Here is a 15,278-nt window from a genome sequence, read left to right on the forward strand (position 1 = left end):
GTTGTTTGTCCTTGCGGGTTACCTTGTGAAAATATATTGTTATCAAGAGATAAAATTGCTTATTTCTTGTCGGAGGTTTTTTTAGAATGAATGAATTTGAAGATTTGCTAAACAGTGTTAGTGAAGTAAATCCAGGTGATGTTGTTACTGCAGAAGTTTTAACTGTAGATGGTGAACAGGCAAACCTTGTTATTGATGGAACAGGTGTTGAAGCTGTATTGACACTTCGCGAACTGACTAATGATCGTAATGCTGATATTAACGATTTGGTTAAACCGGGCGATAAAGTAGAAGTGCTTGTTCTTCGTCAAGTTGTCGGAAAAGATACAGATACAGTGACTTTCCTTGTCTCTAAAAAACGTCTGGAAGCTCGCAAAGCTTGGGACAAACTTGTCGGCCGCGAAGGCGAAGTTGTGACTGTCAAGGGAACACGTGCTGTTAAAGGCGGACTTTCAGTTGAGTTTGAAGGATTGCGTGGCTTTATTCCAGCATCAATGATTGATACACGTTTTGTACGCAACACCGAAAAATTTGTCGGTCAAGAGTTTGAAGCTAAAATCAAAGAGGTTGATCCTGCAGAAAATCGCTTCATCCTTTCACGCCGTGATGTTGTTGAAGCAGCAGCAGAAGAAGCTCGCAAAGAAGTCTTCTCAAAACTTGCTGTTGGCGATATTGTTACTGGTACTGTTGCTCGTTTGACAAGTTTTGGTGCCTTCATCGATCTTGGCGGAGTTGACGGATTGGTACACGTTACCGAATTATCACATGACCGCAATGTATCACCAAAATCAGTTGTCACAGTCGGTGAAGAAATTCAAGTTAAAGTTCTTGCTATCGATGAAGAAGCAGGTCGTGTGTCACTTTCTCTTAAGGCGACAACTCCTGGACCATGGGATGGTGTTGAACAAAAACTTGCTGCAGGCGATGTTATCGAAGGCAAAGTTAAACGTTTGACAGACTTTGGTGCTTTTGTTGAAGTTCTTCCAGGTATTGACGGTTTGGTTCACATTTCACAGATTTCACACAAACGTGTTGAAAATCCAAAAGATGTTCTTTCAGTCGGTCAAGATGTTACTGTCAAAGTTCTTGATGTTAACACTGCTGATGAACGTGTATCACTTTCAATCAAGGCTCTTGAAGAGCGCCCAGCTCAGGATGAAAACAGCGGTGAAAAACGTCAATCACGTCCTCGCCGTCCAAAACGTCAGGATAGACAAGACTATGAACTTCCAGAAACACAAACTGGATTCTCAATGGCTGACTTGTTTGGTGATATTGAATTGTAATTCATATATAGAATTTTCTATAGGACCGGAAAACTAGTATTTCCAGTCCTTTTTTGCTCCAATGGTTAGCATGGTTTGACTTGCTTTTTGATCAATCAAAGAGCTGACAGCGTCTCATGTTAAAATGGCATAGTCTTTATAAGTTTGAGATGCTTACTAGGAGCTGCTAGTTAAAAAAGCCTGCCCTTTTCATTTTAGGATAAGGTAAACAAGATTTTTGATAAGGAGGAAGTGGATGATTAGACCTTTACTGGCTCAAATTAAAGAATATAAGAAACCGTCTTTGCTGGCCTCATTGTTCATGTTTTTTGAAGTCATTTTTGAGATTGCTCTGCCTTTTTTGATGTCTTACATCATTGATTACGGTGTCAATAAGCAGGATATGGGAAACATTACCAAGTATGGCCTGCTCATGGTTGTTTTGGCTCTGCTGTCTTTGGCCTGTGGCATGCAGTCTGCTCGCTATGGGGCACTTGGCTCTGCCGGTTTTGCTAAAAATTTAAGACGGGCTCTCTATAATAAGGTGCAGACTTTTTCGTTTGAAAATATCGATCATTTCTCAGCGGGCGGTTTGGTAACACGGATGATGACTGATGTCACCAATGTTCAAAATGCCTATCAGATGATTATTCGCGTCTGCGTGCGGGCACCGCTCAATCTGATTTTTGCCATCAGCGTCTCTTTTTTTATCAATGCTAAAATGGCCATGATCTTTGTTTATGTCGCTTTGTTTCTGGCTCTTATTTTGGCTGTCGTATTAAAATTTGCTTTCCCGCTTTTTCGAAAAGTTTTCAATGCTTACGATGAATTGAATTCCAGTGTTCAGGAAAATATTACCAATATGAGGGTCGTAAAATCTTATGTGAAAGAGGAAGAAGAAACCAAGAAATTTCAAGGAGCTTCCCGCAAGATTTATGGAATGTTTGTCAAGGCTATCCGCATTGTCATCATCAATAATCCTGCGATGATGCTGTCCATGTATTCGTCCTTCATTATGATTTCCTGGATAGGCGCTCATTTGATTGTTGCTAAGGAATTTACGACAGGTGAGCTGACTTCCATGTTTTCCTACACGATAACGATTTTGATATCACTGATGATGTTTACCATGATTTTTGTCATGCTGACCATATCTATGGCATCGGTTGAGCGGATTTCAGAGGTTCTGACGACACAGGCAACGATCGTCTCACCTCTAAACGGACTGACAGAGGTAAAAGACGGCTCTATCACATTTGAACATGTTGATTTTGGTTATGAAACGTCTGAAGAAAAATTGGTTTTAAACGATGTCAATCTTTCAATCAAATCTGGAGAAGTGATTGGAATTCTAGGCGGGACAGGCTCTGGTAAATCCAGTCTCGTTCAGCTTCTGGCACGGATGTATGACGTTGATGCCGGTTCTGTCAAGGTCGGTGGCCGAGATGTCCGCGACTATGATCTAGATGCTCTTCGGCGCAAGGTTGCCATGGTTTTACAAACCAATGTCCTGTTTTCCGGAACAATCAAAGAAAATATGCGCTGGGGCAATAAACAGGCGACAGATGAAGAGATTGTTGCCGCTTGTAAAATTGCGCAGGCAGATGAATTTATTTCCCAGTTTAAGGACGGCTATGATACGATGATTGAGCGCGGCGGAGCTAATGTGTCCGGCGGACAGCGGCAGCGCTTGTGTATTGCCCGCGCTTTGCTGACCAATCCTAAGATTTTGATTTTAGATGATTCGACGTCAGCTGTTGATACTAAGACTGACCAGTTAATCCGGCAGGGCTTAGCTGCCAGTCTTCAGGGGACAACTAAAATCATTATTTCTCAGAGAATTTCATCTGTTGAAGATGCTGATAGGATTATTGTCCTAGATGACGGAAAAATTAATGGTTTAGGCAGTCACGAGGAGTTACTGCAGACCAATAAAATCTATCAGGAAGTATATGAAACCCAAACGAAAGGAAGTGACCAAGATGACTAAACAGCGAAAACCCGATAATTCTTGGGCTTCTATCCGCCGCGTTTTCATCTACATCTGGCAGAGATATAAACTGCGCTTGCTGATTTCCTTTCTTTTAATTGTTGTTTCATCTTTGGCAACGGTCTATCTGACAGCTTCTATTCAAACCTTGATTGATCATTATATTATCCCCATTTCACAGAGCAAGGATAAAAACTTTGCCCCGCTGTTTTACTTTTTAGTTCGTTTGGGCATTTTCTGCTTAGCAGGTGTACTGGCTAACTATGCTTTTAGTTTGATTTTGGCTATTGTCAGCCAGGATACTCTGCGGACGCTGCGAGATCAGCTCTTTGCCCGCATGCAAAAGCTTCCTGTTAAATATTTTGATCAGCATCAGCATGGTGATATCATGTCCGTTTATACTAATGATATTGATACCCTGCGTCAGGCTATTGAGCAGTCTCTCCCGCAGCTTTTGGCGTCATCCATTACTATTATCGGTGTGACTGTATCGATGCTACTGGTAAGCCCGCTCTTGTTTTTGGTAGTTGCTGCAATGATTGTCATCATTGTAATTGCTATCCGCACAATTTCTGCCAAATCTAAATTTTATTTTGGCCAGCAGCAAAAAAATCTAGGGGCTGAAAATGGCTATATAGAAGAGATGATGGCCGGTCAGAAGGTCGTCAAGGCCTTTGTGTATGAGCAGGAATCTGCTAAAAAATTCGATGCCATCAATGAGGAACTCTTCGAAGCCTCTTATAAAGCTAATGCCTATGCCAATATCCTAATGCCTACCCTTGCAAATCTGGGGAATATGTCTTATGTATTGGTAGCTATTATCGGAGGAACTTTCACCATTTCCGGACTGGGCGGATTGACGATCGGCGGGTTAATCTCATTTTTACAGCTGACCAAGTCATTTACGCAGCCGATTGCTCAGGTATCGCAGCAGCTGAATTTTGTCTTGATGGCTCTGGCCGGTGCGGACCGTATTTTCCGCTTGCTCGATGAAAAAGAAGAAGTGGATGACGGGATTGTTACCTTGGTCAATTATGAACTGATTGACGGTCAGATGACAGTGACCGATAAGGAGACCAATCTTTGGGCTTGGAAGCATCCGCGTGAAAATGGCGGCTTTGCCTTAGTGCCTTTGGTCGGCAACGTTAATTTTAGGAATGTGAATTTTTCTTATGATGACAAAAATCAAATTCTCTACGATATCAATCTTGAAGCCAAGCAAGGCCAAAAGATCGCCTTTGTCGGAGCTACAGGAGCCGGGAAAACAACCATTACTAATTTGATTAACCGCTTTTATGATATTCAGTCGGGTTCTATCACCTATGACGGTATTGATATCAAGCTGATAAAGAAGGCTTCGCTGCGCAAATCCTTGGGCATTGTTCTTCAGGACACTCATTTATTTACAGGAACAATTGCTGAAAATATTGCCTATGGCCGTGAAAATGCTTCTCAGGAAGAAATTTTAGAAGCAGCCAGCATTTCTAATGTTAACAGTTTTGTACACCATCTGGATCATGGTTATGACACCCTGCTGAAATCAGACGGTGCCAGCCTGTCCAACGGTCAGCGGCAGCTGATTGCCATTGGCCGTGCAGCTTTAGCTAATGCTCCGGTACTTATTTTGGATGAAGCAACCTCGTCTATTGATTCCCGAACGGAAAAAATGGTGCAGGACGGTATGGACAAATTGATGGAAGGGCGGACTGTTTTTGTCATTGCCCACCGGCTGTCAACTATTGTTAATTCAGATCTGATCATGGTCATGGATCACGGACGCATTATCGAGCACGGCAACCACGAAGAACTGATGAAGCAAAGAGGAACTTACTATCGTCTCTACACAGGTGGTTTGGAACTGGATTAAAAAACATTGATTAATGGACAAAATAATTTTACTAATTTGCAGCCAAATCGGTAAAACTATGGTATAATTATCAGTGTTGTCCACCTTTAGTGTAATGGATATCACGTAAGATTCCGGTTCTTGAGATGGGGGTTCGATTCCCTCAAGGTGGATTTTTGATAAATAAACAGCAAACGAGTCTGGAAAATGTATTCCAGACTCATTTTGCATATAGGGGAGAATTTTATGAGCGTATTATTTAAAAAGATATTATTTAAAAAGATGTTCTAAGAACTTGCTGCCGTAAATCCAAAAATAACTGTAAGAAATAATGGATAAAGGCTTCGCGATAACAATAATCGTTGTAAATCGTTTGAGGGTCATATTGGTTAAACCCGTAATCATGACCATAATGTCGGCTGGCGAAACCGGAGACAGCATACAAAAAATGAAGAGCTTTTCGTAGGTATCACTTTCCAATTTGGCCTCATACTTATAGAAAGTCTCTTTTTTCATAAAGAGCAGAATAAATTTTCGGCCAAACCATTTAACCAGAAGAAAAAGCATGACGCTGCCGATGATAATACCAATGTAATTTAAAATGAAACCAAGCCAGGTATCGAAAATTAGGAATCCGGCAACCGTAGTAACGCCGCCTGGAATGACGGGAAAAACAATTTGGAAAATCTGAACGAGTATAAAAATTAAGGGTCCTATAACTCTGTGACGGTGGACCAGATCTTTTAAGGCATTGCTGTCATTTAAAATGCCCAATTTATAGAACCAGATGACGAGAATTGCAGAAGCAATTAAAGCTAGAATTCCCAGAATCTGGATAAACTTTTGAAGTATCAGGTAGCGCCTGCTTAATTTCATTTTCATAATATTATGATAACATATTAGGGTATTTTTTTGCTATTTTTTCTGTATTTTGCTATACTATTTTCACGGATAATGCTTCGGGGTCGTTACGGATTCGACAGGCATTATGCGGCTTATTTTGCGACCCATCGGCAGATGTAAAAATGCCAGTTAAATATAACTGCAAAAAATACAAATTCTTACGCAGTAGCTGCCTAAAAACCAGCCTGTGTGACTTTCTCGAAATTGCTTGTGTTTCGGCGGAAGTCTTATGATAAGCAAGCTACGTTTGACCATTGTCTAGCTGGTTAAAAAGAGATTGATAGACTCGCTGAGGAAAGATTTGAGCTGTGTATCGTTTCTTAGTTAAATCAAGACATAGCCTATGGTTGTAGACAAATAAGCTGGCAGGTGTTTGGACGTGGGTTCGACTCCCACCGGCTCCATAAACGAAAACGCATAGGCGTTTTTTTATTTCAAGGGAAAGTTGGGCTATTATGAAGGGGTTACGGAAAGTGCTGCAGGCAGGAGCAGCCGGTATATGCTGTTTTTTGCTGCTGGGCTGTCAGGCCAAAGAGTCTCATCCAAAGACAGCAAAGCCTTCTGAGCAGATGGCACTGATGAAGATGGAGAACGTAGATTTTCGTTTAAATTTTAATAAGATAAAAGTTTCTGAGGACAGAACTGCCTTTACAGGCGGGACCAGTCTGGAAGAGCTGAAAAAGCTTCTGGGTGAGCCCGTTAAACATGAGCAAAAGCCGGCAGGTGAAGTCACTTTAGACAGCTATACCTGGGAAAGAGATGGTGCGGCCATCGTCGTTCATCTGTATCAAAACAGCACAGTAGCACGCTCTATCACCAATTTTTCATTTAAGCGCAAGGCAAAAATTTCTCAGTCTGATTTTCAAAAACTGCAGACACGAACCAGTTACAAGCAAGTCATTGAACAGTTGGGCGAGCCTGATGTTCTTTCTCAGTCTGTGTCGTCGGATAAGTCAGAAATTCAGGCAGTTTGGACCAGCGGTTTACAAACAGAATCCGAATCGGCAGATATTACATTGTATTTTGAAAATGATCTTTTGAAAAATAAATTTCAAAATGGGTTAAACTAAAATAATAAAGGAGATTAGTCTTTCTAATCTCCTTTGCTTTTGTGGCAGCAAATTTTACTGTATGTTCAATTTATTTTTGATAATGTAATGTGTTCCGAAGTAGAAAATGAGACCGTAAATGACAGTAACGATAATATTTAGAGTCAGGTGATAATAGTCTTCAAAATTACTATTATTGCCCGAAATCACGGCATTAATCAAACCAGTTCCGGCACCAGTTGCAAGATAATCTAAAAAACTGCGGGTAAGATTGATAACAAAGTAAAAGGCGAAAGCAAGCAAACCGCGGTAATCCTGAAAAAGCTGGCCTAAAGAAATGGCAAAGTAAATTTCTAAAATACTGGTGAAAATTCCTACGATTAAAAGAAGAACGAACAATCCAAATTTAGGAGAGAGGAGAGCGTCTTTGGCGGCATTCATCACGTCGGCCAGATACGTAGGCTGTAATTGTTTGAGAGCCGGAAAGGCTAATAGGAAGACACTGATCATGAAAATCATGCCGCTGCAGACATTCCAAATAAAACCGGTCAGTAATTTAGCCAAAATCGTTTTGTGCGTTGATACCGGCAGGGTTAAGGTCAGATAGCCTTCTCTGCCGAAAATATTATTATAAAAGCGGCGAATGATAATCAATAGGGTGGCGATAAAAATAGCAATAAAAACGGCTACCAATGCACTTGACAAAGCAAAAAGTAAAATGTCCTGCGTATTTGAGTTAAAACTGGTCTCCTTTTGAAGCTTGATATTGCGGCTGAACCAAACGCCCAAGCCCAAGGAAATAAATACAGCTAATCCATACAAGCCGAAAAACCAAGCTCCGACTGATTTAAATTCATATTTTAATAATTTTCCAAACATGGCGTCCTCCTAAGCTTTAAATTGTTCCCTAAAGATCTGATCGATTGACTTTGCGTATTTTTCACGTAAATCATCGACAGCTTCCTGTAAAACAATCTTTCCTTGATTGATAAAAATGACTTCATCTAAAATTTGTTCAATATCAGCAATCAAGTGTGTCGAGATGAGAACGGAAGCGTCTTCTGAATAATTATTAATAATTGTCTTTAAGATGTAATCGCGGGCTGCCGGATCAACACCGCCGATAGGCTCATCCAGGATATAGAGCTGCGCTTTGCGGCTCATAACAAGAATCAGCTGAACCTTTTCCTTATTTCCTTTAGAGAGATTTTTTAATTTCTCATCTTGGCCGATAGCTAAATCTTCTAATAATTGTTCAGCTTTTTGCCTGTCAAAGTCACTGTAAAAATCCTCAAACAGACGCAAAATATCACTGACTCGCATTTTATCGCTGAGATAGCTCGTATCAGGGAGGTAGGAAATCATTGATTTTGTTTGAGGACAAGGTCTCAGTCCGTTAATGACGATCTCACCTGAGGTTGGCTGTAAAAGACCGTTGGCCAGTTTAATCAGTGTGGTCTTGCCGCTTCCGTTTGGGCCCAGCAAGCCGATAATTTTTCCTTTTGGCAGTTTGAAGGAAATATCATCAAGGGCAGCTTTTTTCCCGAATTTTTTGGTAATGTGATGCAGTTGCAGCAGGGGCAGTTGTTCTGTCATTGTGACTCTCCTTTAATATATTGATCTAATACTGTTACCAGATTATCTTTACTAAAACCAAGTTTGGTCATCTTGTCAATAAAACCTTTGAGCTCTGTCTGCGCCAGCTTGTGCCGTTCCTCCTCAATAAGCTGTAAGTCTTCTGTGACAAAGCGTCCGGATGTTCTGACCGAAAAAACCATATTCTCCTGTTCCAGCGATGTAAAAGCACGCTGCATGGTATTAGGATTAACACCGGCTTCTTCGGCCAGATCTCTGACGGTCGGCAGCTGCTGACCGGGCTCGATTTCATGACTGATAATCTGCATTTTAATATGATTAGCAATCTGAAGATAGATAGGCGATTTTTCATCAAATTTCCAAGCCATCTTTTCTCCCTTCTAATTATGTGTACTTGTGTTAAATATATAATACAATTATAAAAAAATAATGTCAAGGGATAATTCATGGATGTGGAGCAAAACTGAGGAATCAAGGATTTTTAATTGGCAAGCTCTTCTAAAGAATCGTGAATAAAGAATGGGAAGAGAATTATAATGATTTATAGTATAATAGAAAGTAAGAGGATTTTAAGGAGAAGGCTATGTTTGCACAGTTAGATACTAAAACCGTTTATAGTTTTATGGATAGTTTGATTGACTTAAAGTCTTACGTCAAAAAAGCCAAGGAGCTGGGATACTCGCATATCGGGATTATGGACAAGGATAATCTCTATGCCGCCTTTCATTTTATCAAACTGGCGCAGCGGGAAAATCTAGTGCCGATTTTAGGGCTTGAGATGGATTTGCTGCTGTCTGATGAACAGCCGGTGACCATGTGTTTTATTGCTCAAAATACAGCGGGCTATCAGAATCTGCTTAAAATTTCAACAGCAAAAATGACTGACCATCACCTGTTTTCTGACATAGAAGAATTTATGGAAGGTGTGGCTGTTATCGTTCCTTATTTTGAAGGAATCGAAAACATTGACTTGCCCCTTCCTTTCTATATTGGCGTCAGGCCGGATACGCCGCAGCTGAATTTCACGCGCAAAACCCTGCCTCTTTATACTGTGCGCTATTATGAAAATGCTGAAACAGAAACGCTGCAGATTCTGCATGCTATCAGAGATAATCTTCCTTTAAGAGAAGTGGCGCCGGTTGCTAAAAATCAATATCTGTTTTCCGAGAATGAGATGGAAGCTCTTTTTGCCCAACGTTTTCCTGAGAGTCTCACGAATTTAGAAAAACTGGTAAGGTCGGTTTCCTATCAATTTGATACTGATTTGAAACTGCCGCGTTTTAATCGTGATAAGCCGGCTGTTGAGGAGCTGAGAGAACTGGCTCAGCAAGGATTGAAATCTAAAAATCTTACAGGCAGTGACTATCAGGAGCGCTTGACGGCTGAATTGACTGTCATTCATAAGATGGGATTTGATGACTATTTTTTGATTGTCTGGGACTTGCTGCGCTTTGGCCGGTTTCAAAACTACTATATGGGAATGGGGAGAGGTTCTGCAGCAGGGAGTCTGGTGGCTTTTGCTTTGGATATTACCGGCATTGATCCTGTGAAAAATGATCTCCTTTTTGAGCGCTTCCTCAATGAAGAGCGCTACAGCATGCCGGATATTGATATTGATCTTCCTGATATTTACCGCAGTGAGTTTCTTCGCTATGTCCGTGACCGCTATGGCTCAACCCATTCTGCCCAAATTGTCACTTTTTCAACATTTGGAGCCAGACAAGCCATCCGAGATGTTTTTAAGCGTTTCGGGGCAACCGAGTATGAGCTCAGCAATATCACTAAAAAGATTAGTTTTCGTGATACTCTGACCAGTGTCTATGAAAAAAGTATAGCCTTTCGTCAGATTATTAATAGTAAGGTTGAATATCAGCGAGCTTTTGAAATTGCCCGAAAAATAGAAGGAAAACCTCGTCAGACTTCTATCCATGCCGCCGGCATTGTAATGAGTGATGATAATTTAACGGATCACATTCCTCTCAAGGCAGGCGAGGAGATGATGATTACCCAGTATGATGCTCCCGCTGTTGAGGCCAACGGACTCTTGAAAATGGACTTTCTAGGTCTTAGAAATCTGACCTTTGTTCAAAAGATGCAGGAAAAAGTAGTTAAGGAATACGGTCAGGTTATTGACATAAGAGCTATTGATTTAGAAGATAAAGAAACGCTGGCTCTTTTTGCTGCCGGCAATACCAAAGGCATCTTTCAATTTGAAGCTGCGGGGGCCATCAACCTGTTAAAGCGCATCAAGCCTTCCCGCTTTGAAGAGGTCGTGGCAACGACCAGTCTTAACCGCCCCGGTGCCAGCGATTATACGGAAAACTTTATTCGGCGTAAGTACGGTCAGGAAGAAGTCGATTTGATCGATCCTGTGGTTGCTCCTATTTTAAAATCCACCTATGGTATCATGCTTTATCAGGAGCAAGTGATGCAGATTGCTCAGGTGTTTGCGGGCTTCACACTGGGAAAGGCGGATTTGCTGCGCCGTGCTATGTCTAAGAAAAATGCGGCTGAGATGCAAAAGATGGAAAAAGATTTTTTGGCAGGAGCCGAACATCTCGGACGAAATCCTAAAGTAGCCAAAGATTTATTTGCCAGAATGGCTAAGTTCGCAGGCTATGGTTTTAACAGGAGCCATGCCTATGCCTACTCAGCTTTGGCCTTCCAAATGGCTTATTTTAAAGCGCATTACCCGGCTGTTTTCTTTGACATTATGCTAAATTACTCCAGCAGTGACTACCTTGATAATGCTCTGGAAGCGGATTTTAAAATTGGTCCTCTGTCCATCAATACGATTCCCTATTCTGATAAAATAAGCCAGGGTCAGATATACCTAGGCTTGAAAAATATCAAAGGAATAGCGCGTGATTTTGCCTATTGGATTATTGAAAACCGGCCTTTTTCAAGTGTAGAAGACTTTCTGACTAGAATGCCGGAGAAATGTCAGAAGACTGAAATCATCAGTCCTCTGGTTCAAATCGGCTTGTTCGATCAGTTTGAAAAGAACCGAAAAAAAATTGTGGTGAATTTGGAACATCTCTTTACTTTTGTCAATGAGCTGGGCAGTTTGTTTGCGGATTCTTCTTACAATTGGCTGGAAGAAGAGGATTATACCAATGCAGAAAAATACCAGATGGAGCAGGACATTATCGGAGCAGGCATCAGCCCCCATCCATTGGTTGAAATTGCGAAGCACTCCTCGAAAAACTTGGTGGGTATAAGCGATCTTGTTGAGGGAAGTGAGGTCACTGTGCTTGCGCAAATCGATACCATTAAGATCATCAGAACAAAGTCAAAAGGGGAGCAGATGGCTTTTCTCAGTGTGACTGATACCAAGAAAAAGCTTGATATTACTCTTTTTCCCGAAGTTTATCGGAAATACAGGCAGATTCTGACAGAGAAGACGATCTACTATTTCACCGGCAAAATTCAGGAGCGGGATCAGCGCCTGCAGATGATTTTGCACCAGCTGGAGCCTGCTTTGACGGAGAAGTTTTGGATAAAGCTGCAAAATCATGACTATGATAAGGAAGTTTCTGCCATTTTGGCGGATTATCCCGGAAATATTCCAGTTGTGCTGCATTATGCAGAAAGTAAAGAAACCTTGCAAAGCAGCCGTCATTTTGTTGCCAAAAGCTCAGAGCTGGAAGAAAAACTGGCCAATTATGCGCTGAAAACGCTTTTTCGCTAAAAAGTAGGAAAGAAAGTGAACATTTTACCAAGGTTTGTGCTATAATAATAACGTTAATTTAAATAAAGGAGTATCAAGCAAAATGAAACGTATTGCTGTTTTAACCAGTGGCGGTGACGCCCCTGGTATGAATGCTGCTGTTCGCGCAGTCGTTCGTAAAGCAATTTCTGAGGGAATGGAAGTTTGCGGAATCAATCGTGGCTATGCCGGCATGGTTGAGGGTGATATTTTCCCGCTTGACGCCAAAGGTGTGTCAAATATCCTTTCCCGCGGAGGAACTTTCCTCCAATCTGCACGTTATCCTGAATTTGCTAAGCTTGAAGGGCAATTAAAAGGTATTGAACAACTCAAAAAGCATGGGATTGAAGGTGTTGTTGTTATTGGCGGTGATGGTTCTTACCACGGCGCTATGCGCTTGACCGAGCATGGTTTCCCTGCTATCGGTTTGCCGGGAACAATTGATAACGATATTGTCGGAACTGATTATACAATCGGTTTTGATACTGCCGTTAATACTGCAATGGAAGCTCTTGACAAAATTCGTGACACGTCATTCAGTCACGGCCGGACCTTTGTTGTTGAAGTTATGGGACGCAATGCAGGAGATATCGCACTTTGGTCTGGGATTGCAGCCGGTGCCGACCAGATTATCATCCCTGAAGAAGATTACGATATCAAGGAAGTTGTATCGCAGGTTAAAGACGGCTATGCCACTAAGGGCAAAAACCACCACTTAATCGTTCTTGCCGAAGGTGTGATGCATGGTGATGCATTTGCTGCTAAAATGAAGGAAGCAGGAGATGACAGCGATCTTCGTGTGACAAATCTCGGCCACATTCTTCGCGGCGGAGCACCAACTCCTCGTGACCGTGTGATTGCTTCTTGGATGGGAGCACATGCAGTTGAATTGCTGAAAGCCGGCAAAGGCGGTCTGGCTGTTGGTATTCAGAACGAAAAGCTGGTTGAGCATCCAATTCTTGGAACTGCAGAAGAAGGTGCCCTCTTTAGCTTGACAGAAGCAGGCGATATTGTTGTGAATAATCCGCACAAAGCACGTCTTGACTTTGCGGCCTTAAATCGTGATTTAGCTCACTAAGACTGCGATATAGTTTTTAAATAATAATCAATGATTGACAGAAAATAAGGGAGTTTCATAAAAAATGAATAAACGCGTAAAAATTGTTGCAACATTAGGTCCAGCGGTCGAAATCCGCGGCGGTAAAAGATTTGGTGAAGACGGATATTGGGATGAAAAGCTTGATGTCGAAGCATCAGCTGCCAAAATCGCTGACTTAATCACTGAAGGAGCTAATGTCTTTCGTTTCAACTTCTCACATGGTGACCATGCTGAGCAAGGTGAGCGTATGGCAACTGTACGCCGTGCCGAAGAATTGGCACGCCAAAAGGTTGGATTCCTTCTTGATACTAAGGGACCTGAAATGCGTACAGAATTGTTTGAAGATGGGTCAAAAGAATTTTCTTACAAGACTGGCGATAAGCTTCGTGTAGCAACTAAGCAAGGTATCCAATCAACAAAAGACGTTATTGCTTTGAATGTTGCCGGCGGGCTTGACATTTATGATGATGTTGCTGTCGGTCAAACTATTTTGATTGATGACGGCAAACTCGGTCTTACGGTAACAGCTAAAGACATTGCTACCCGTGAATTTGAAGTAACTGTTGAAAACGACGGTACTATTGCTAAGCAAAAAGGTGTTAACATTCCTAACACTAAAATTCCTTTCCCTGCGCTCGCTGAACGCGATAATGCAGATATTCGTTTTGGTTTGGAACAAGGACTCAACTTTATTGCCATCTCTTTTGTTCGTACTGCAAAAGACGTTAATGAAGTGCGTGCTATCTGTAAAGAAACCGGCAATGATCATGTTAAATTGTTTGCTAAAATTGAAAACCAACAAGGTATTGATAACATTGATGAAATTATTGATGCTGCAGACGGTATCATGATTGCCCGCGGTGACATGGGTATTGAAGTTCCGTTTGAAATGGTTCCGGTTTACCAAAAAATGATTATCACTAAGGTCAATGCAGCCGGTAAGGCAGTTATCACAGCAACAAACATGCTTGAAACAATGACTGACAAACCACGTGCAACGCGTTCAGAAGTGTCTGACGTTTTCAATGCGGTTATTGACGGAACAGATGCAACCATGCTTTCCGGAGAATCTGCTAACGGTAAATATCCGGTTGAATCTGTACGTACAATGGCAACCATTGATAAAAATGCTCAAACACTGCTTAACGAATACGGCCGTTTGAATTCAGACAACCTGCCTCGTACAAACAAAACAGAAGTTGTTGCTTCAGCTGTTAAAGATGCAACTCGCTCAATGGACATTAAATTGGTTGTTACCATCACTGAAACTGGTAATACAGCCCGTTTGATTTCTAAATACCGTCCGGATACTGACATCTTAGCCTTAACATTTGATGAAAAGATCCAAAAATCATTGATGATTAACTGGGGTGTTATCCCAATTTTGACGAAGAAACCTGCATCTACTGATGACATGTTCGAAATTGCTGAAAAAGCAGCGCTTAAATCTGGCTTGGTAGAATCTGGTGACAATATCGTTATCGTTGCCGGTGTACCGGTTGGTTCAGGCGGAACAAACACCATGCGTGTCCGTACAGTACAATAAGAAGTGCATACAGAGGCTGGGTAAAAAATCATCCAATATCTTGTTTTGGAATAAGCTCTTGACGGAGTGGCTGGGAGTAAGATTTGTTGGTTAGGCCAAGAAGTCTTACCCCTGCACAGTTCATTAGATGCTTTAACACCAATGAACCGCTGCTGGCTGGCTTTCCTTTTGCCACAAGGCCAAAGCGGAAAACCTAGCCAACTGTGCGGGGTTGGGAGTGAAACGGTCTGGGGAGAGACCGTTTCAGGTCACCACCTTGAAACTAGGGAGTGGTG

Annotated in this window: 11 protein-coding genes, 1 tRNA gene and 1 other RNA gene; 9 read left to right on the forward strand and 4 right to left on the reverse strand. The window is 41.7% G+C overall.

What is annotated here, in order from left to right:
- Positions 1 to 86 precede the first annotated feature (86 nt).
- From rpsA to G573_RS0106555, 4 genes are all read left to right on the forward strand, one after another.
- Entirely contained in the window at positions 87 to 1,286 is a 1,200-nt protein-coding gene (gene rpsA / locus G573_RS0106540; protein ID WP_027975957.1) for a 30S ribosomal protein S1, read from the forward strand.
- Between the two features lie 235 nt (positions 1,287 to 1,521).
- Positions 1,522 to 3,255, forward strand: a complete 1,734-nt coding sequence (locus tag G573_RS0106545) for an ABC transporter ATP-binding protein (RefSeq protein ID WP_027975958.1) — start codon at positions 1,522 to 1,524, stop codon at positions 3,253 to 3,255.
- Positions 3,218 to 5,122, forward strand: coding sequence for an ABC transporter ATP-binding protein (locus G573_RS0106550; RefSeq protein ID WP_051175724.1), 1,905 nt, complete (start codon positions 3,218 to 3,220; stop codon positions 5,120 to 5,122). Before G573_RS0106545 ends, G573_RS0106550 begins: the two co-directional genes overlap by 38 nt.
- Positions 5,123 to 5,202: 80 nt before the next feature.
- Positions 5,203 to 5,274: transfer RNA gene (locus G573_RS0106555), tRNA-Arg, on the forward strand.
- A 97-nt stretch (positions 5,275 to 5,371) separates the two neighbouring features.
- On the opposite strand, the gene G573_RS0106560 is transcribed toward G573_RS0106555, so the two are convergent.
- A complete protein-coding gene (locus G573_RS0106560) occupies positions 5,372 to 5,983 on the reverse strand; it encodes a TVP38/TMEM64 family protein (RefSeq protein WP_027975960.1) in 612 nt (203 codons plus the stop codon).
- Positions 5,984 to 6,062: 79 nt separating this feature from the next.
- Between G573_RS0106560 and ssrA the strand changes: the two genes are divergently transcribed.
- Positions 6,063 to 6,411: a transfer-messenger RNA gene (gene ssrA / locus G573_RS11320) on the forward strand.
- A gap of 48 nt (positions 6,412 to 6,459) precedes the next feature.
- Complete coding sequence (locus G573_RS0106565; protein ID WP_037586836.1) at positions 6,460 to 7,074, forward strand: DUF3862 domain-containing protein; 615 nt, start codon at positions 6,460 to 6,462, stop codon at positions 7,072 to 7,074.
- Positions 7,075 to 7,128: 54 nt separating this feature from the next.
- Here G573_RS0106565 and G573_RS0106570 read toward each other — a convergent pair whose 3' ends face one another.
- The 3 genes from G573_RS0106570 to G573_RS0106580 are packed head-to-tail and all read right to left on the reverse strand — an operon-like array spanning position 7,129 to position 9,017.
- Entirely contained in the window at positions 7,129 to 7,932 is an 804-nt protein-coding gene (locus G573_RS0106570; protein ID WP_027975962.1) for a hypothetical protein, read from the reverse strand.
- Positions 7,933 to 7,941: 9 nt separating this feature from the next.
- Entirely contained in the window at positions 7,942 to 8,649 is a 708-nt protein-coding gene (locus G573_RS0106575) for an ABC transporter ATP-binding protein (RefSeq protein WP_027975963.1), read from the reverse strand.
- Positions 8,646 to 9,017 (reverse strand): GntR family transcriptional regulator, encoded by a 372-nt coding sequence (locus tag G573_RS0106580; protein WP_027975964.1) that lies wholly within the window; start codon positions 9,015 to 9,017, stop codon positions 8,646 to 8,648. The genes G573_RS0106575 and G573_RS0106580 overlap by 4 nt, the downstream gene beginning before the upstream one ends.
- A 215-nt stretch (positions 9,018 to 9,232) precedes the next feature.
- Here G573_RS0106580 and G573_RS0106585 point away from each other — a divergent pair, with 215 nt between their 5' ends.
- The 3 genes from G573_RS0106585 (at position 9,233) to pyk (ending at position 15,003) form a co-directional block, all read left to right on the forward strand.
- Positions 9,233 to 12,340, forward strand: a complete 3,108-nt coding sequence (locus tag G573_RS0106585) for a DNA polymerase III subunit alpha (protein WP_027975965.1) — start codon at positions 9,233 to 9,235, stop codon at positions 12,338 to 12,340.
- Between the two features lie 82 nt (positions 12,341 to 12,422).
- A complete protein-coding gene (gene pfkA, locus G573_RS0106590; protein WP_027975966.1) occupies positions 12,423 to 13,436 on the forward strand; it encodes a 6-phosphofructokinase in 1,014 nt (337 codons plus the stop codon).
- A gap of 64 nt (positions 13,437 to 13,500) precedes the next feature.
- Positions 13,501 to 15,003, forward strand: a complete 1,503-nt coding sequence (gene pyk / locus G573_RS0106595; protein ID WP_027975967.1) for a pyruvate kinase — start codon at positions 13,501 to 13,503, stop codon at positions 15,001 to 15,003.
- Positions 15,004 to 15,278: the final 275 nt, after the last annotated feature.

The organism is Streptococcus devriesei DSM 19639 (genome assembly GCF_000423725.1).
GTDB classification, from domain to species: Bacteria; Bacillota; Bacilli; order Lactobacillales; family Streptococcaceae; genus Streptococcus; species Streptococcus devriesei.